The organism is Pseudomonas sp. (genome assembly GCF_041601375.1).
Classification (GTDB): Bacteria; Pseudomonadota; Gammaproteobacteria; order Pseudomonadales; family Pseudomonadaceae; genus Aquipseudomonas.
Genome location: NZ_JBFIIG010000083.1, coordinates 1 through 17341, shown reverse-complemented (window position 1 = coordinate 17341; position 17341 = coordinate 1). Strand labels below are relative to the sequence as shown.

The following is a 17341-nucleotide window of genomic DNA, read 5'->3' as shown; positions in this document are numbered from 1 at the left end:
GGTCGAGGCCGAGGGCGGCACGCGCAAGCTGAACAAGTTCACCGTGGCGCCGACCTGGTCGCCGGCCGGTCCCGGTTTCTGGGCGCGCCCGGAAATCCGCCTGTACTACACCTATGCCAGCTGGAACGCGGCGGCGCAGCGCGCGGCCAGCGAACTGGCGGCGGGCTCGGCACTGTCCGACAGCGGCGCCTTCGGCAGCGCGCGGCACGGCTCCAATTTCGGCGTGCAGGTCGAATACTGGTGGTAAGGCAGTCTGTCAATCGGCTGCCGCGATTGCCATGGCAGCCCATACCTGAACAAGAACTACAGCAGGTGAAACTATGTCCGCACGTCAAACCCTGGAACTGCTGGCGCCCCTCTCTGGGCTGATGATTCCCCTCGAAGCGGTTCCCGACCCGGTGTTCGCCGGCAAGCTGGTCGGCGACGGCATCTCCATCGACCCGACCTCGCAGACGCTTTGCGCGCCTCTGGCCGGGGTGGTCGGTCGGGTGCAGGCATCCGGACATGCCCTGAGCCTGATCGGCGACGAGGGCGTGGAGGTGCTGATGCATATCGGTCTGGATACCGTGCAACTGGATGGCCAGGGCTTTCGCTGCCTGGTGCGGGACGGCGAGCGGGTGGTGGCGGGGCAGGCGCTGATCGAATTCGACGCCGACTATATAGCCCGGCATGCGCGCAGCCTGTTGACCCAGGTGCTGGTGGTCAACGGCGAGCGGATCAGTGCCTATGCGCCGGCCAGCGGCCTGATCGAATGCGGCCAGCCGGCGCTGTGGCTGACCCTGGCCGATGCCGATGGGGCCGTGGAAGCGTTGGAAGAAGGCGCCGCGCCGCAAGCTTCAGGGCAGGTCGCGGTGCCCAACCCCAGTGGTCTGCATGCGCGGCCGGCAGCGCTGCTGGCGCACAACGCCAAGGGTTTCGCCGCACGTATCAGCCTGCACAAGGGGGCGACCGAGGCCAACGCCAAGTCTCTGCTGGCGATCATGGCGCTGGAGGTGGCCTGTGGTGATCTGTTGGAGGTGCGTGCAGTCGGTGCCGATGCCGAGCAGGCTGTCGCCCACTTGCGTGCACTGCTCGCCGACGGCTGCGGCGAAACCGCTGTGGTAGCGCGGCAGGTATCCGCCGCCCCGCAGGCTGCCATGCTCGCGACGGGCAACGAGGACGGGGCACTACGTGGCGTCTGCGCCTCGCCGGGGCTGGCGCTGGGGCGGGTGGTGCAGGTTGCCGAGGCGGACCTGGCCGTCGAAGAGCAGGGGCTGGATGAGGCGGCCGAGCGCCTGCAGCTGCGCCAGGGCCTGCGCACGGCTTGGGAGGACCTCGCCGCGCTGCGACTGGGCCTGGCCGACGGCCCCCAGGCCGGAATTTTCCAGGCCCATCAGGAGCTGTTGGAAGATCCCGATCTGCTGGAGCGGAGCGAGACCCTGATCGCTCAAGGCAAGAGCGCGGCCTTCGCCTGGCACAGCGCCTGTTGTGCCAGCGCCGAGCTGCTCGCCGGTTTGCACAATGCACTGCTCGCCGAGCGCGCCCAGGATCTGCGCGATGTCGGCCGGCGCGTGCTCAAGCGCCTGCTGGGGGTGCAGGACGGGCCGCTGCAATTGCCCGAACAGAGCATTCTGATTGCCGAGCAGTTGAGTCCGTCGCAGACCGCCGTGCTGGATGCCACGAAAGTGCTGGGCCTGGTCACCGTAGGGGGTGGTCCCACCAGTCATGTGGCGATTCTCGCCCGGGCGCTGAACATTCCGGCGCTCTGCGGCCTGCCGGCGCAAGTGCTGGCGCTGGCCAACGGCACCCAGGTGCTGCTGGATGGCGACGCCGGGGTGCTGCGGGTGGCGCCGAGCGCCGCCGAAGTCGAAATCCTGCAGGCCGGGCAGCGCGCCCGGCAGCAGCTCCAGCGCCAGGAACATGCCGCTGCCCTGCAGCCGGCGCTGACCCGCGACGGCTGGCGCATCGAGGTGTCGGCCAACGTCGGCTCGCTGGAGGAGGTGCAGCAGGCCTTGAGTCTGGGCGGCGAGGGCGTCGGCCTGTTGCGTTCGGAGTTCCTCTATCTGCAGCGCGACGTTGCGCCTGATGAAGCCGAACAGCGGGCAACCTATAACGCCATCGCCGCGGCCCTGGGGTCAGAGCGCAACATGGTGGTGCGTACCCTGGATGTCGGTGGCGACAAGCCCTTGTCCTATATGCCCATGGCGGTGGAAGACAACCCCTTCCTCGGCATGCGCGGCATCCGCCTCTGCCTGGAACGCCCAGAGCTGCTGCGCACTCAACTGCGTGCGGTGCTAGGCGCGGCGACGCTGACCCGATTGCACCTGATGCTGCCGATGGTCGCCAGTCTCGAAGAGTTGCGCCAGGTGCGCGCCATGCTGGAGCAGGAGGCCGCCGTCCTGGGCGTGCTCGAGCTGCCCAAGCTCGGCATCATGGTCGAGGTGCCCGCTGCGGCGCTGCTGGCCGAGCAGTTCGCTGCCGAGGTGGATTTCTTCTCCATCGGCACCAACGACCTGACCCAGTATTGCCTGGCCATGGACCGCGGCCATCCGCGCCTGGCGGCCCAGGCAGATGCCCTGCACCCCGGGGTGTTGCGCCTGATCGAATTGACGGTGCGCGGCGCCCATGCCCAAGGCAAGTGGGTCGGTGTCTGCGGCGCGCTGGCCTCGGAGCCGCTGGCGGTCCCGCTGCTACTCGGCCTTGGGATAGACGAATTGTCGGTCAGCGTGCCGGCGATTCCGGCGATCAAGGCCGCGGTGCGCCGCCAGGATATGGCCGAGTGTCGGGCCCTGGCCCAGGAGGTGCTGGGCCTCGGTACTACCGCGTTGGTCCGCGAGCGTCTGCAGGCCGCCGTACAACGAACCCTCGAGAGGAGTGCAGAACATGTTTGAGCGAGCCGCCAGCTGGTTGTGGAGGGCCCTGACCCCGGATCTGTTAGTGGATGCTAGCCAGGCCCTGCCACCCGGCATGTCCCCGGCCGTGCTGGCCGCGCTGGGCGGTCCCGCCAATCTGAAGGACTGCCAGGCGGTAGCCCTGACCCGTCTGCGGGTGGAATTGCGCGACGCCAGCCTGCTCCAGGAAGGCGCCTTGCGCGCGGCTGGGGTGCCGGCTTTGATGCCCTTGTCGGGTGGCGTCTTTCACCTGCTGCTGGGTGTCTGAGGCTATGGACGCCGCCGTGCCCGGATGCAGTCGTCGCGGTCCCGGATTGCGCCAAGGCTTATCCGGGCTACGTTGGCTGGCTCTGCAATCAGGCCCAGGTCCTTGCAAGCAGAGGTTGTGAAAAACGCTCGCCTACTGCGCTCGGAATTTTCACAACCGCTCAGCCGTTACCGGCTTACAGCGGTTCCTCGTCCAGCGGATAACGGCTGGCGTTGAGGCTTTCCTTGATCTTGCGCAGGTGTGGCTGGAAGTCCACGCCGCGGCGCAGGGTCATGCCGGTGGCGAGCACGTCGAGCACGGTGAGCTGGATGATCCGCGAGGTCATCGGCATATAGATGTCGGTGTCTTCCGGCAGCGGGATGTCCAGGCTCAGGGTGCTGGCTTTGGCCAGCGGCGAGCCGGCGGCGGTCAGGCCGAGCACCGAGGCGCCGTTTTCCCGGGCCAGGCGTGCGACTTCCACCAGCTCGCGGGTGCGCCCGGTGTAGGAGATGATCACGAACAGGTCGCCGGTGTGCGCCACCGAGGCGAGCATGCGCTGCATCAGCACGTCGGCATGCGCCGATACCGCCAGGTTGAAGCGGAAGAACTTGTGCTGGGCATCCAGCGCCACCGGGGCCGAGGCGCCGAGGCCGAAGAAATGGATCTGCCGGGCCTGGATCAGCAGGTCGACCGCGCGGCTGACCAACTGCGGATCTATGGCCTGGCAGGCGCTGTCCAATGAAGCGATGGCGCTGCCGAAGATCTTGCGGGTATAGGCCTCGGGGGCGTCGTCGGCTTCCACCGCGCGGCTGACATAGGCGGCGCCGCTGGCCAGGCTCTGCGCCAGTTGCATCTTCAGCTCGGGGTAGCCGCTGACGCCGAACGAGCGGCAGAAGCGGTTGACCGTTGGTTCGCTGACCAGCGCGGCTTGGGCCAGGGCTGCGATACTCAGGCGGGTGGCTTGCTGCGGGTTGCGCAGAATCACCTCGGCGACTTTGCGTTCGGCCTTGTTCAGGCTGTCGAGTCGGCTCTGGATCTGCTCCAGAAGGTTGCGCACGCGGTCCATTGTCGTTCCTTAGCCAGGGCTGAAATTGCTGGCCTATCGTACTGATGGGGCCAGGGGGCTACCACCGGAAAGTGTTTTTTAGCAAAATGTTGTTTTTATTACTACATATAGCCTTGATTAAAACCCGAATACAGGGTATTTCTAGCTTAACTTGATAAAAGAACATATATCATGCCTTCGATAACCGTTGAATCCTGTACTTTTGCCTTGTTCGGCGCGCTGGGCGATCTGGCCCTGCGCAAGCTGTTTCCGGCGCTCTATCAGCTCGATCGTGCGGGTCTGCTGCATGCCGATACGCGGATTTTCGCCCTGGCGCGCGAGAATGGCGAGGCGCAGCAGCATCTGGCCAGCATTGGCGAGCACCTGCTGCGCCACGTGCCGGCCAATGAGGTCGACAAGGTGGTGCTGCAGCGCTTCCAGGCGCGCCTCAGCTACCTGACCATGGACTTCCTTCAGGCCGACGACTACGACGCGCTGGCCGAGCAGGTCGGCGGCGGCGAACGGCTGATCGCCTATTTCGCCACGCCGGCCTCGGTCTACGGTGGCATCTGCGCCAACCTGGCGCGGGTCGGCTTGAGCGAGCTGGCGCGGGTGGTGCTGGAAAAGCCCATCGGCCATGACCTGGAGTCCTCGCGGGCGGTCAACGAGGCCGTCGCCCAGTATTTCCCGGAAACCCGCATCTACCGCATCGACCATTACCTGGGCAAGGAGACGGTGCAGAACCTGATCGCCCTGCGGTTCGCCAACAGCCTGTTCGAAACCCAGTGGAACCAGAACCACATCTCCCACGTGGAAATCACCGTGGCCGAGAAGGTCGGCATCGAAGGCCGCTGGGGCTACTTCGACCAGGCCGGGCAGTTGCGCGACATGATCCAGAATCACCTGCTGCAGCTGCTCTGCCTGATCGCCATGGATCCGCCCAGCGAGCTGTCCGCCGACAGTATTCGTGACGAGAAGGTCAAGGTGCTCAAGGCCCTGGAGCCGATCACCTCCGCGCAGCTCAGCCGCCAGGTGGTGCGTGGTCAGTACGTGGCTGGCAGCAGCGATGGCAAGGCGGTGCCGGGTTATCTGGAGGAGGAAAACTCCAACACCCAGAGCGATACCGAAACCTTCGTCGCCATTCGTGCGGACATTCGCAACTGGCGCTGGGCCGGCGTGCCGTTCTACCTGCGCACCGGCAAGCGCATGGCGGAAAAAATGTCGCAGATCGTCATCCACTTCAAGGAAACGCCGCACTACATCTTCGCCCCGGAGCAGCGTCAGTTGATCGGCAACAAGCTGGTCATCCGCCTGCAGCCGGATGAGGGCATCGCCCTGCAGGTGATGACCAAGGATCAGGGCCTGGACAAGGGCATGCAGTTGCGCAGTCACGCCCTGCAGTTGAATTTCTCCGACACTTACCGCAGCGCGCGGATCCCCGATGCCTACGAGCGCTTGCTGCTGGAAGTGATGCGCGGCAATCAGAACCTGTTCGTGCGCAAGGACGAGATCGAATGCGCCTGGCTGTGGTGCGATCAACTGATCGCCGGCTGGAAACAACTGGGCGATGCACCGAAACCCTATGCCGCCGGCACCTGGGGGCCGATGGGTTCGATTGCCCTGATCACCCGCGACGGGAGGTCCTGGTATGGCGATCTCTGATCTCGATTTACCGCTGGGCGTGGTGGCGCGCAGCCACAGCGATGGCAAGCATCTGGCGCAAGATCTCGCCAATGCCGTGGCCGAGGCGTTGCGTACGGCTATCGACAGCCATGGCGTCGCGACCCTGGTGGTTTCCGGCGGGCGTAGCCCGATTGCATTTTTCGAGTGCCTGGCCAAGCAGGCTTTGCCCTGGGCGCAGGTGGTGATCAGCCTGGCAGACGAGCGCTGGGTACCGGTCAGCCATGCCGACAGCAACGAAGGCCTGGTACGCCGCCACCTATTGCGTGGCCCGGCCGCGGCGGCGCGCTTTATCGGCTTGTATCAATCGGCCCAGAGCCTGGATGAGGCCGCGCTGAAGGCCGACCAGGCCCTGGCCGAGTTGCCGCCGATCGATGTGCTGGTGCTGGGCATGGGCGACGACGGCCATACCGCCTCGCTGTTCCCCGGCAGCCCGAATCTGCACGACGCCTTGCAGGCTGACTGCCCGCGCCGCTGCCTGCCGATGCGGGCGCCCAGTGTGCCGCATCAACGCCTGAGCCTGACTTTGCCGTTGCTGGCCTCCGCACGTTTGCCGCTGCTGGCCCTGCAGGGTCAAGTCAAGCTTAAGACCCTGGCCGCCGCCTTGGCTGCGGGCGAGGTGGCGAGCATGCCGGTGCGTGCGCTATTGCATTCCCCCCTCGAGATTTACTGGTGCCCCTAGGGCCAAAGGACCAGCTGATATGACGCCCAACGACCAAAGCCCGCACGCCCGCATGGCTGCAAAAATTACCCAGATCGACAACCTCTGCGCCCGCGCGCGGATCATGCCGGTGATTACCATCGCCCGCGAGCAGGACATCCTGCCATTGGCCGATGCCCTGGCCGCAGGTGGCCTCAGCGTGCTGGAAATCACCCTGCGCTCGGCCCATGGACTGACCGCCATTCGCCTGCTGCGCGAGCAACGGCCCGAACTCTGCGTCGGCGCCGGCACCGTGCTCGATCTGCAGATGCTCGCCGCCGCCGAGGAGGCCGGTGCGCAGTTCATCGTCACCCCCGGCTCGACCGCCGAGCTGCTCAAGGCCAGCCTGGACAGTACGGTGCCGCTGTTGCCCGGCACCAGCTGCGCCTCGGACATCATGCTCGGCTATGCCCTCGGCTACCGCCGCTTCAAGCTGTTCCCCGCGGAAGTCTGCGGCGGCACGGCGGCGCTCAAGGCCCTCGGTGGTCCCTTTGCCGATGTGCGTTTCTGTCCCACCGGCGGCATCAACCCCGACAACCTGCAGCGCTACATGGCGTTGGCCAATGTGATGTGCGTCGGCGGCACCTGGATGTTCGACAGCCAGTGGGTCAAGAACGGGGACTGGGCGCGCATTCAACAGTGCAGCGCCGAAGCCCTGCAGCTGCTGGGCTGAGAGCGCAGGGCGCGCGGGGGGCGTCCAGGTCCTGCACACCGGTTTTCCTCTCGGCCACATGGTGCGCACGGCGCACCCCACCGGCGTTCGCCTGACTCCTTATTGGAATCCGCTAGCATGAATCCTCCACCGATCGAGCAGCCCTTGCTGCTCGGCATGATGCGCCTGCTCGATTATCCCGAACTGGCGACGCCGCAGGCCCTGCTGGGCTTTGTCGAGCGCTGTGTCGAACAGGGCTTGAATGCGTTCGATCACGCCAATATCTATGGCCTGGGCCAGTGCGAAGCGCACTTCGGCGCGGCCTTGCACCTGCGCCCGCAATTGCGCGGCCAGCTGCAACTGATCAGCAAGGCCGATATCGTGCCGGCGGCGCTGGACGGCTCGCGCTGGCAGGTCAAGCATTACAACAGCGGGGCGGCCTATCTGACCGCTGCGGTCGAGGCTTCGCTGACGCGTCTGGGCGTCGAGCGCCTGGATGGCTTTCTCCTGCATCGTCCCGACCCGCTGCTGTGCGCCGACGAAGTGGTGCGCGCCCTGCAGGCCCTGGTCGAGAGCGGCAAGGTCGGCTGGCTCGGGCTGTCCAACGCCGCGCCGCTGCACTGGCAAAGCCTGGGTCGCGAGTTGCCGCTGCGCTGCAACCAGATCGAGCTGTCGCTGCTGGCTCAACAAAGTGCCTGGGACGGCCAGCTGCAGGCCATGCAGGCCGACGGCTTGCAGGTCCTGGCCTGGTCGCCGTTGGCCGGCGGCGCTTTTCCCCCGGCCTTGCAGCAGGCCCTGGCCGAGGTAGCTGGCGTCTTGCAGGCAACCCCCAATCAGGTCGCCCTGGCCTGGTTGCGTCGTTTGCCGGGCGGCCCGCGGCCGATTCTCGGCAGCCTGCGCTGGTCGCGGATCGAAGAGGCCTTGAGCGGAGCGGCGCTGCAACTGGATGCCCCGACCTGGTTCTACCTGGCCGAAGCGGCGCGCGGTCACAAGGTGCCCTGAAGGCGCATGCCAGGGTCTGTTGCCGTTTCGTTCCCGGCCCTTCGGGTTGCGCGGAAAATCTCGCCATGCGGTGTTGGAGGACTTGGCAAGGGAACAACCATTACCGGCGTCCTCCGCCTAGCCTGGCGAGATTTTTCGCAGCAACGCGGCTCGCGACGAAACGGCAACAGACCCTAGCGAAACAGCCGGCGCGGCAGCCAGCACAGATACCCCAGCATGCCGAACAGTTCGACCAGCGACTGCACGACAATCACCGCCGCCGCTACTTCCCAACCGTGCGGCAAGCCCAGGGCAAAGGGCAGCACCACGAAGGAGTTGCGCGTGCCCAGGCTGAAGGCGAGGGTGCGACCGTGGCTGGGGGGCAGCTGCCAGGCCAGCGCCAGCAGTTTGGCGATCAGTGCCGCCAGTAGCAGGTAGGCAATATACACCGGCACCAGCACCGGCAGCAGCTCCAGTACCTCCCGCACCGCCGCCACCTGTGCGCCGGCGATCAGCAACACCACCAGGCCCAGCAGCGGCACCGGCCACCAGGCAAGGCGCTGGCGCAAGGCATCGCGTTCGGGCCGCGCCTCGAACCAGCGTTCGCTGAGGGCGGCGAGCAGCAGGGGCACCAGTACGATCAATAGCGCCGGCAGCACATCCCTGGGCGCCAGTACGCTGGCCAGCTGTGCGTCTGCCAGCAGCCACAGGTAGAGGGGCAGAAGCAGCAATTGCAGGAGCAGGTTGATCGGCGTCACGGCCGTCGCGCGCGGCACATCGCCGCCGCCCAGCTGGGTGAAGGTGATAAACCAGTCGGTGCAGGGCACCAGCAACACCAGCAGCACCCCGACACGCAGCACCGGGTCATCCGGTAGCCAATGCAGCAGGCCCCAGACCAGCAACGGCACCAGCAGGAAGTTGCCGACCAGCAAGGCGCTGATGAAGCGTCGATCGGCGAAGGCTGCGCGCAGGTGCAGCAACGGCACCTGCGCGAAGGTCGCATAGAGCAGCACCAGCAGCGTCGGCCAGAGCAGGGCTTCCAGGGTCGGGGCGAGGCCCGGCCACCGGTTGCCGAGCAGCAGCCCGGCGATGATGGCCACCAGGTAAACCCAGACTTGCCGGCGTTCCAGTGTCAGACGATCCAATGCGGTGGTTCCGTAGGTGCGGGTGGTCATGTGCAGCCAGCGCTCAGAGGTTGTGAAAATATCGAGCGCCGTAGCGAGAGCGTCTCCAGGTGTTCACGTAGCGCAACGCCAGCAGCGGACGCCAGGAGGCGGTCGCAGTAGGCGAGAGTTTTTTCACAACCTCTCAGGCCCGGCATCAGCGGTTTGGCTGCACCAGCATCATAGGACCTGTCGAGATAAGCCGTCGCGCTTGCAGAGGCTCCTAGGCGCTTATTCGCTGGCAGCGTCCGCCTGCTGACGGCGGATTTCCTCGCGCTTGATCGCCAGGTACTGGTCGCGCTCGAGCTCGTGCAGTTGCGCCGGGTATTGCTCGACAGCGCTGTGCCAGAGGTTCAGGCGTTTTTCCAGGCGCGTCGCTGGCGGCTCCGCCAGGGAGTTCAGGTAAGCCTCGATCGCCAGGTAGTAACGCATGGTGTTGCGCTCGATCACCCCGCGCATACCGTCGATGTAGACGGGCTGACCCTCGGCATTGCGGGCGACGATGCTGAAGCCCACCTTGTTGCGGCCCAGAGTCGCCAGGTAGCTTTGCGTGGCGACACGCGCCGCCAGGCCGTAAGCATAGGAATAGGACAGGTGCAGGAAACTGCGCCGGTCATCGAGTGCCACTGCTTCGAGCTTGATGCGGTAGCGGCTGGTGCCCAGCGGTCCATCGGGGGCATCCAGCAGCACCTGCAGGAACTCGGGCGTAGCCGTGGTGACCCGGTAGGCAAACTCGAACAGGTGGGCCTCGGCCAGCGCCTGCTCGAACTTGCGGCCGATATGGAGGCGCAGGACCTCACCGGCCGGAGCCGATGAGACGCGACAGCTTTTCACATTCAGGTGCAGGATGAGGATGTCACACCAGTGCGTGCTGCCTTGCAACGCCGTGCCGACCACGGCATAGGGCTGCTCGATCACGGCGTAGATATCGCCTTGCAAGGTGTCTCCTGTTTGCCGGGACTCGAGATGCAGCGGGCGTTGGAACGGGTTGTCGCTCAGCTGTTCAGCCAGGGCGGCATGCCGGGCCTTGAGTGATTCCGGGTCCTGAGCGTAGACCGGCGCGGCAATCAGCAGCGCTAGCAGCACGGTTGCGCGTAGCCACTGGAAGCCGCCTGCGCCGCCTGGCAGAGAACGCCTCACAGCCAGTACTCCCACAGGCGCCCGAGCAATTCCTTGACCCTCGCGTCGAGGGGGCGACGGCGCCATTGTTCCAGGCTGATCTGCTCCGATTTATCCAGGTCATCGAGAAAGGCCGCGCGCATCTTGCCGCCGAAATCCGTGCCGAGCACCACCGCATTGACCTCCTGGTTGTGCAGAAAACTGCGCCAGTCGAGGTTGGTCGAGCCGACGGTTGACCAGACTCCGTCGATCACCGCGGTCTTCACATGCAGCAAGGCATCGCGGCGCTGGTGCAGCTTGACTCCGGCCCGCAGCAACTCGCTGTAGTAGGCGCGGCCGGCATGCAAGACCAGCCAGGAATCACTGCTGCTGGGCAGGATCAGCTGCACGTCGACGCCGCGCGCCGCCGCCTGCTTGAGCGCCGCAAGCAGCTGCGGGTCGGGCACGAAGTAGGCATTGGTCAGCCAGATCTCGCTCTGCGCGCTACGCAGTGCCGAGATCAGGGTGACGTAGATCAGGCTGTAGGGATCGTCCGGCGAGCTGCCGACTGCACGTACCACATCGTTACCCTGGTGTTCGCTGACCGGGAAGTAATCGCGCTGTATGAGGGCGTTGCCTTGCTGCTTTTCCCAGGTCTGGATGAACAACTTCTGCAGCTCGCCGACCACCGGCCCCTCGAGCTGTAGGTGGGTGTCGCGCCAGGGTAGCGCACCGCCGGGGCGTTCTATCGATTGCTGGCTGAAGGAGCCGCCGGAATAGACGCTGCTGATGTTGACGCCGCCGAGGAAGGCAATGCGCCCGTCGACCACCAGCAGCTTGCGGTGGTCGCGCTGGTTGACGTCCCAGCCGGCCTTGGCGGTCATCGGGTTGACCGGGTTGAACTCCAGCACCTGGATACCGACCGCGCTGAGGCGGGTGAAGAACTTGGTCGGTGTGCCGAGGGTGCCGACGCTGTCGCGGATCAGGTTGACCTGCACACCGGCCAGCTGCTTGGCGATCAACGCATCGGCGAAGCGTTGGCCGACTTCGTCGTCTTCGAGGATGAAGGCTTCCAGGTTGATGTGGTCTTGAGCGGCGTCGATCGCATCGATCATCGCCTGATAGGTGTCGGGGCCGTCCTGCAGCAGTTCGACCTTGTTGCCGGTGGTCAGGGGGCTGCCGACGATGGCTTCTTCGACGGTCAGGTGCAGCGCGAAGATATCGGTTTCGGCACCGCGCGCCTGCAGCCGATCGAGAATGGCCTTGCTGTGCGCGGCCGAGAGAGGCCCGCGGGGGCCGTCGAGCTGCACCGGCAGCGCATCGCGGCGCGCCATATCGGGCGTAAGGGTTGGCAATGAGCTGCAAGCGCTGAGCGCCAGGCTGAGGATTGCCGTGATACACCGCTTCCAGCAATACGCCGCTTGCATGGGCCACCCTCCCGGGGAGGTACATCGCGCTGCAGCCGGCTGGCTGTCGATGCGCTCCGTACGCCTGAATGTACACGCATAAGGAGGGTCTCGACGCCTTATTCCGCGACTGACACCGTTCGGTGCCCGTCGCGGAGTCACGGCTATGTTCGATAACGCACCGAACTGATTGCGCTATCCGTTCAAGCTGTCCGGTGCCGGTCGAGAAGATTCGACCAAAGTCGTTCAGCGCAGGTCGACATGACTCGTTGTGGTGAGCGTAAAGCATTCAAGGAGATCGCCATGGGCTTGGGAACGATTCTGTTGATCGTACTGATACTGATGCTGGTGGGGGCAATACCCACTTGGCCGCATAGCCGGAGCTGGGGCTATGTCCCCACTGGCGGGCTGGGCCTGGTGTTGATCATCGTGTTGGTACTACTGTTGATGGGGCGGCTGTGAAAATGCCGCCTTCTGTGCGGCGCATCGAATGAGGTGTGGCGCTTCAGATAGAGCTACAGTTCTCGACACGTTATGTGCGATAGCGCACAGATAACCCTATCTATTAATACCGATAAGCTGATCCTGAGGGGCGGCTCTGCCCCCCCTCATTTATAGAGTGTGAGATGCCTGAGTTGTCCGCAACACCACAGAAAAATCATCTTTTGGCGGCCTTGCCTCTGGACGTCAAAAATCGCTTACAAGCTAAGTTGGAGCTGGTGCCACTGCCCCTGGGCAAGGTCCTGTATGAGTCTGGCGACACCTTGCGCCACGTGTATTTTCCGATCGATTCCATCGTCTCGCTGCTCTACGTGATGGAGAACGGCGCGTCGGCGGAAATTTCCGTGGTCGGTAATGATGGGTTGGTTGGCGTCGCTGTGTTCATGGGCGGCGAGAGCACCACCAATCGAGCCATCGTACAAAGCGCCGGATACGCTTATCGACTGCCGGCGCGGCAGTTCATGGAAGAGGTCAACCGCTACGGCGAGATGTTGCACCTGATGCTGCGTTATACCCAGGCGCTGATCACGCAAATGGCGCAGACGGCGGTGTGTAACCGCCACCATTCGATTGACCAGCAACTGTGCCGCTGGTTGTTGCTGTCACTCGATCGCTTGCCAAGCAATGATCTGGTCATGACCCAGGAGCTGATCGCCAATATGTTGGGCGTGCGCCGCGAGGGCGTCACCGAGGCGGCTGGCAAGCTGCACAAGCTGGGCATAATCGAATACAGCCGTGGGCATATCAGGGTACTCGACCGGGCTAGGCTCGAACAGATGAGTTGCGAGTGCTATGCGGTGGTCAAGAAGGAGACGGATCGTCTGCTGCCCTTTGCGGTGTAAGTGGTTTTGCTGGGTTGCAGCGCCGGGCAGCACACCATATCCCATGTCAATCAAGGTATTAGCGCCATCCGTACTATAGCGAACAGACAAGCCAGCGTCGCTCAATCAGACTGCCAAATCGGGACTGTTCGGCACCTTTCCTGTGTCGCTTCCCGACTTTCTCGTGCTGCAGGACGCAGGAATGTCAGCAGCAATACAGGCTCGTGTGGTTAACCAGCTGCTTGCAAGCTTGCCGCACAAGGAGTCGCAACGATTCCTGGAGTGCTGCGAGCCAGTCGATCTAGTGTTCGGCACCATCCTCTGCGAGCCGGATCAAACCCTACGCCACCTGTACTTTCCCCTCACCGGGTTTATCTCGCTGGTGACCACGCTGCGTGACCATCAGCCGCTGGAAATGGGCCTGATCGGCAATGAAGGCATGCTCGGCGCGACCCTGGTTCTGGGCGTGAACAGTGTGCCGATGCGCGCGGTGGTGCAGGGCAGCGGCACGGCATTGCGGATCAACGCTGTACATTTTCGTCGCGAGTTGCAGGCGTGTCCGGAGCTGCTGCGCACACTCAACCGCTACCTGTATGTACTGATGGCGCAGCTGTCGCAAACCGCCGCCTGCACCCACTTCCATGAAATCGAACCGCGTCTGGCACGCTGGTTGCTCATGACCCATGATCGCGCGCACGCCGATCACTTCTACCTTACTCACGAATACCTGGCCGACATGCTCGGGGTGCGCCGAAGTGGCGTCACCGTTGCCGCAGGTGTCTTGCAGCTGCGCGGGCTGATTCACTACACCCGTGGCGAGATCAGCATCCTCGACCGCAAAGGGCTGGAGGCCGCCTCTTGCGAGTGCTACGAGGCGGCCATCGATGACTACGCGCAGTTGCTCAAGTAGGCCGCAGGTGCTTGGTACAACAGGCTTCTGCAGCATTGCTTAGCGCGTTGTGCCGAGGCCCGTCTGCAGGAGTCGGGAGAACTGCTCTTCAACCAGCGGCCGGCTGAGATAGTAGCCCTGTCCTTCCTCACAACGCTGTTCTTGCAGAAATGCCAGTTGCGCTTGCTGCTCGACGCCTTTGGCGATCACCCGATGATTGAGACTGGCGCCGATGGCGATTACGGCACGAACGATTGCGCCATTGCCGTTAGCGGAGCTAATGGCATGGACGAACGACTGGTCGATTTTCAGGGAGTCGATCGGGAGCTGACTCAGGTAGTGCAAGTTAGAACAGCCGGTACCGAAGTCGTCCACCGCAATCTGGATGCCCATCTCCTTGAGTTGATGAAGTATCGCGATGCTGCCCTTGGCATCGCGCATCAGCACGCTTTCGCTCACCTCCAGTTGTAGGTTGCTGGGCGCCAATCCGCTGTCGCTCAAGATGGTGTGAACACCGGCAACGAAATCCTTATGGCGAAACTCTTTTGCGCAGAGGTTGACTGCAACCGGACTCGCCCGTGAGGTGACGTCTTGCCAGCGTTTGGCCTGGGCACAGGCTTCGCTCAGCACCCAGCGACCAATTGGCACAATCAGGCCGCACTCTTCCGCAATCGACACAAAACGGCCGGGTAAAACCAGCCCCCATTGCGGGTGATTCCAGCGCAGCAGTGCCTCCGCCCCATGATCGTGCCGCTAAGCAGATTGACCTTGGGTTGATAATGCAGGACGAATTCCTGTCGCTCCAAGGCCGCGCGTAAATGGCCTTCGATGAGTTGCCGCTCGTGCGCGTGGACGTTCATCTCATTTTTGAAAAACTGGAAGTTGTTGCGACCATGTTCCTTGGCCCGGTACATCGCGGTGTCGGCATGCTTGATCAGGTTTTCCGCGTTCAGGCCATCGCTTGGATAAATGCTGATGCCAATACTGGTCGTGACGTGCAGTTCATGCGCCGCGATGTGGTGTGGCCGTGCCAGTGAACTGAGGATCTTTTCTGCCGTTAGTGCGGCGTGTTGCGCCTGATGCTCTTGCGCGACCAGCACGACAAACTCGTCGCCCCCCAGGCGGCTCACCGTGTCGGAGTTGCGTACGCAAGCACACAGGCGCTGAGCAACCGATTGCAGCAGTTGGTCGCCGATGGTATGGCCCAGTGAATCGTTGATGTGCTTGAAGTTGTCCAGATCGAGGAAGAGTACGGCGAGATTGGTGCCGTGGCGTTCGGCCAGGGTTATCGCTTGTTCGATTCGGTCACTGAGGAGCAGGCGGTTGGGCAGATCGGTCAAGAAGTCGTGCTGCGCCAAGTGGGCCATTTTCACGGTCATCGCCTGCGCAGCGGTGATGTCATGGAACACGATCACGGCGCCGCTGATTTGGCCGTTGGCGTCGTGGATCGGTGCGGCGGAGTCTTCGATCATGGCTTCGCTGCCATCGCGGTTGATCAGAATCGTACCCGCGGCTAGAACCTGCGGCTTCCCCTGATCGAGTACCCGCTTGATCGGGTTGTGCACCAGCTTGCGCGTCTTACAGTTGACGATATGCATCACCTCGGCAATAGGACGGCCGCTGGCTTCCTGTCGAGACCAGCCGGTCATCTGCTCGGCCGCTACATTCAGGTAGTCGACATTGCCTGACAGGTCCGTACCGATGACGGCATCGCTGATCGAGTTGAGGGTGGTCTCGGCACGCGCTTTTTCCATCAAGACACTGTCCTTGACGGCACTGCGCTGGATGATATTGCGCAGCGATTGCACAACCAGGTAGCTGCCAAGATGACCTTTTCCCAAGTAGCCTTGTGCGCCGCGTTGTACCGCTTGCTCCGCGAGGTCTTCATCCGGTTCGCAGAGGGCTATGATGGGTGTGTGGGGTACCAGGGCGAACAACTTGTCGAAAGTCTCCAGACCTTGGCAATCAGGCAGTGAGAGCGCCGTCAGAATAGCGTCGATATCGCCGCTGTTGAGCCTTTCCAGGGCATCGGCAAGACAGGTCAGCCATTCGATGATGAATAGACCGTCTTTGGCCTTGCCCAGCACCTCCTGCAACACCGCTGCATCAGCGGCGTCAGCGCTGATGATCAGGATTCGATTGGGCATGTCGTATTCACTCCTTTGAACCATCTCCATGGCATGGCGAACCTATGCCTACAGCATGCAAGAGCGCTATCAGCGATCACCCGCTGAACTAAAACCTGAATGCATCTGGATAAAGACCTTTAAGTTCAGGCAAGGGCTGTGGCCGTTCAAGCGCCGTGGCAAATCTGGCTTGGTTGGCTGGTTCGTCACCCGGCTTGTTCGCTGCGCCGCGGTCAAGCGGAGTAAGGGACGAACGTGTAGCGTTGGTGTGCAATAAGGCCGATTGCCCTGGGTCGCTGATCCAGCTACCGCTGGCGTCAGCGCTCAAATGCGGATTCAACGCATAGGCTTTCCATACTTGGGTTTCCTGCCGGGCATCGACAACGTCCTGAGCGAGTGGCTGCGCGCCCACCGTGCTGCTTGTTGCGACTATGGCAAAGACGAAGCCAGAGGTGAGTGCGAATTTGTACCGGTGCAAGGGCATGCTGTGTCTCCACTGGGAACAGTGATGCAGTGGGTTGTGCCATCACCCTACTGTTCCCAAGAACTGTTGCTAACCCGGTTGTAGTCCTAAAGACCACCGTTCTGCGTTGGTGGTGCGCCAGGGGCAGTAATCGGTGGCTTGCTGGTTGCTGTTCGGGCATTCGAAATGCTGCCCGCAGCCCACAAAATAAATGGTCATCAAAGTCACAATGTCCATGACGATGTGGGTTGTCTGTGCGGTGGCGCACTTAGCCGCCGGAAATCAGGGTCATTGCTGATGCAGCCTTAAGGCGCAAGTGACACGCTTCAGCGCGACTGTTGGGCGCCGGCGTGAACCGCAATATCTGGCATCGTGTGCCTGGGGGTTAGTTTGATGATGTTCGGTCTCAGGAATGAGCCCTTAAGCGCACAGTCGACATACACCGCTGCAGCCCGGCAGTTGGTCGGCGACAAGCTGCTGGCGCATCGCCGCTATATCGAGGAGCACGGCGAAGATCTGCCAGAGATCCGCCAATGGCACTGGTTGGGTAAAACGGCTTGAGCGGCGGCGGGGCGGTCGGCGATTGTGCCGGCGCCTGTTAGGCTAGGGTCTGTACACGTTATTCAGGGAGACAATTTTGAGTTCACGCATCCATCCTTTGGCCGGCAAGCCGGCGCCTGTAGAGATGTTGGTCGATAT

At 63.3% G+C, this 17341-nt stretch carries 18 protein-coding genes; 11 read left to right on the top strand and 7 right to left on the bottom strand.

The features are described 5' to 3' along the window. From ABZE94_RS12420 to ABZE94_RS12410, 3 genes are all read left to right on the top strand, one after another. On the top strand, positions 1–247 hold a 247-nt coding region (locus ABZE94_RS12420), incomplete at its 5' end, for a carbohydrate porin (protein WP_372875826.1). A 73-nt stretch (positions 248–320) separates the two neighbouring features. Further along, the gene (gene ptsP, locus ABZE94_RS12415; protein ID WP_372875825.1) at positions 321–2870 is read left to right on the top strand and encodes a phosphoenolpyruvate--protein phosphotransferase; all 2550 of its coding nucleotides are present in this window, start codon (positions 321–323) and stop codon (positions 2868–2870) included. Beyond that, a complete protein-coding gene (locus ABZE94_RS12410) occupies positions 2863–3138 on the top strand; it encodes a PTS transporter subunit EIIB (RefSeq protein ID WP_372875824.1) in 276 nt (91 codons plus the stop codon). The genes ptsP and ABZE94_RS12410 overlap by 8 nt, the downstream gene beginning before the upstream one ends. A 175-nt stretch (positions 3139–3313) precedes the next feature. Here the strand turns inward: ABZE94_RS12410 and ABZE94_RS12405 are convergent, their stop codons facing one another. Next, positions 3314–4174: a MurR/RpiR family transcriptional regulator gene (locus ABZE94_RS12405; protein WP_372875823.1), complete on the bottom strand. Its 861-nt coding sequence runs from the start codon at positions 4172–4174 to the stop codon at positions 3314–3316. A gap of 180 nt (positions 4175–4354) precedes the next feature. Here ABZE94_RS12405 and zwf point away from each other — a divergent pair, with 180 nt between their 5' ends. The 4 genes from zwf (at position 4355) to ABZE94_RS12385 (ending at position 8196) form a co-directional block, all read left to right on the top strand. Beyond that, a complete protein-coding gene (gene zwf, locus ABZE94_RS12400) occupies positions 4355–5824 on the top strand; it encodes a glucose-6-phosphate dehydrogenase (protein WP_372875822.1) in 1470 nt (489 codons plus the stop codon). After that, on the top strand, positions 5811–6524 hold the full coding sequence (gene pgl / locus ABZE94_RS12395) for a 6-phosphogluconolactonase (RefSeq protein WP_372875821.1): 714 nt from the start codon (positions 5811–5813) through the stop codon (positions 6522–6524). Before zwf ends, pgl begins: the two co-directional genes overlap by 14 nt. A 19-nt stretch (positions 6525–6543) precedes the next feature. Then, the gene (locus tag ABZE94_RS12390; RefSeq protein WP_372875820.1) at positions 6544–7215 is read left to right on the top strand and encodes a bifunctional 4-hydroxy-2-oxoglutarate aldolase/2-dehydro-3-deoxy-phosphogluconate aldolase; all 672 of its coding nucleotides are present in this window, start codon (positions 6544–6546) and stop codon (positions 7213–7215) included. Positions 7216–7332: 117 nt separating this feature from the next. Further along, complete coding sequence (locus ABZE94_RS12385) at positions 7333–8196, top strand: aldo/keto reductase family oxidoreductase (RefSeq protein WP_372875819.1); 864 nt, start codon at positions 7333–7335, stop codon at positions 8194–8196. Positions 8197–8369: 173 nt separating this feature from the next. Here the strand turns inward: ABZE94_RS12385 and ABZE94_RS12380 are convergent, their stop codons facing one another. The 3 genes from ABZE94_RS12380 to cls form a co-directional block, all read right to left on the bottom strand. Next, the gene (locus ABZE94_RS12380; RefSeq protein ID WP_372875818.1) at positions 8370–9320 is read right to left on the bottom strand and encodes a bile acid:sodium symporter; all 951 of its coding nucleotides are present in this window, start codon (positions 9318–9320) and stop codon (positions 8370–8372) included. A 249-nt stretch (positions 9321–9569) separates the two neighbouring features. Further along, positions 9570–10478 (bottom strand): hypothetical protein, encoded by a 909-nt coding sequence (locus tag ABZE94_RS12375; protein WP_372875817.1) that lies wholly within the window; start codon positions 10476–10478, stop codon positions 9570–9572. After that, on the bottom strand, positions 10475–11863 hold the full coding sequence (gene cls, locus ABZE94_RS12370) for a cardiolipin synthase (RefSeq protein WP_372875816.1): 1389 nt from the start codon (positions 11861–11863) through the stop codon (positions 10475–10477). Before cls ends, ABZE94_RS12375 begins: the two co-directional genes overlap by 4 nt. A gap of 282 nt (positions 11864–12145) precedes the next feature. On the opposite strand from cls, the gene ABZE94_RS12365 reads away from it, so the two are divergent. The 3 genes from ABZE94_RS12365 (at position 12146) to ABZE94_RS12355 (ending at position 14074) form a co-directional block, all read left to right on the top strand. Next, positions 12146–12304: a DUF3309 family protein gene (locus ABZE94_RS12365; RefSeq protein ID WP_372875815.1), complete on the top strand. Its 159-nt coding sequence runs from the start codon at positions 12146–12148 to the stop codon at positions 12302–12304. A 164-nt stretch (positions 12305–12468) separates the two neighbouring features. Next, positions 12469–13185, top strand: a complete 717-nt coding sequence (locus tag ABZE94_RS12360) for a Crp/Fnr family transcriptional regulator (RefSeq protein WP_372875814.1) — start codon at positions 12469–12471, stop codon at positions 13183–13185. 181 nt (positions 13186–13366) lie between these two features. Next, the gene (locus ABZE94_RS12355; RefSeq protein WP_372875813.1) at positions 13367–14074 is read left to right on the top strand and encodes a Crp/Fnr family transcriptional regulator; all 708 of its coding nucleotides are present in this window, start codon (positions 13367–13369) and stop codon (positions 14072–14074) included. Between the two features lie 39 nt (positions 14075–14113). Here the strand turns inward: ABZE94_RS12355 and ABZE94_RS12350 are convergent, their stop codons facing one another. The 3 genes from ABZE94_RS12350 to ABZE94_RS12340 form a co-directional block, all read right to left on the bottom strand. Beyond that, positions 14114–14752, bottom strand: a complete 639-nt coding sequence (locus ABZE94_RS12350; RefSeq protein ID WP_372875827.1) for an EAL domain-containing protein — start codon at positions 14750–14752, stop codon at positions 14114–14116. Then, entirely contained in the window at positions 14704–16200 is a 1497-nt protein-coding gene (locus ABZE94_RS12345) for a putative bifunctional diguanylate cyclase/phosphodiesterase (protein WP_372875812.1), read from the bottom strand. Before ABZE94_RS12345 ends, ABZE94_RS12350 begins: the two co-directional genes overlap by 49 nt. A gap of 88 nt (positions 16201–16288) precedes the next feature. After that, positions 16289–16663, bottom strand: a complete 375-nt coding sequence (locus ABZE94_RS12340) for a hypothetical protein (protein ID WP_372875811.1) — start codon at positions 16661–16663, stop codon at positions 16289–16291. 372 nt (positions 16664–17035) lie between these two features. Here ABZE94_RS12340 and ABZE94_RS12335 point away from each other — a divergent pair, with 372 nt between their 5' ends. Next, complete coding sequence (locus ABZE94_RS12335; RefSeq protein ID WP_372875810.1) at positions 17036–17203, top strand: hypothetical protein; 168 nt, start codon at positions 17036–17038, stop codon at positions 17201–17203. Positions 17204–17341: the final 138 nt, after the last annotated feature.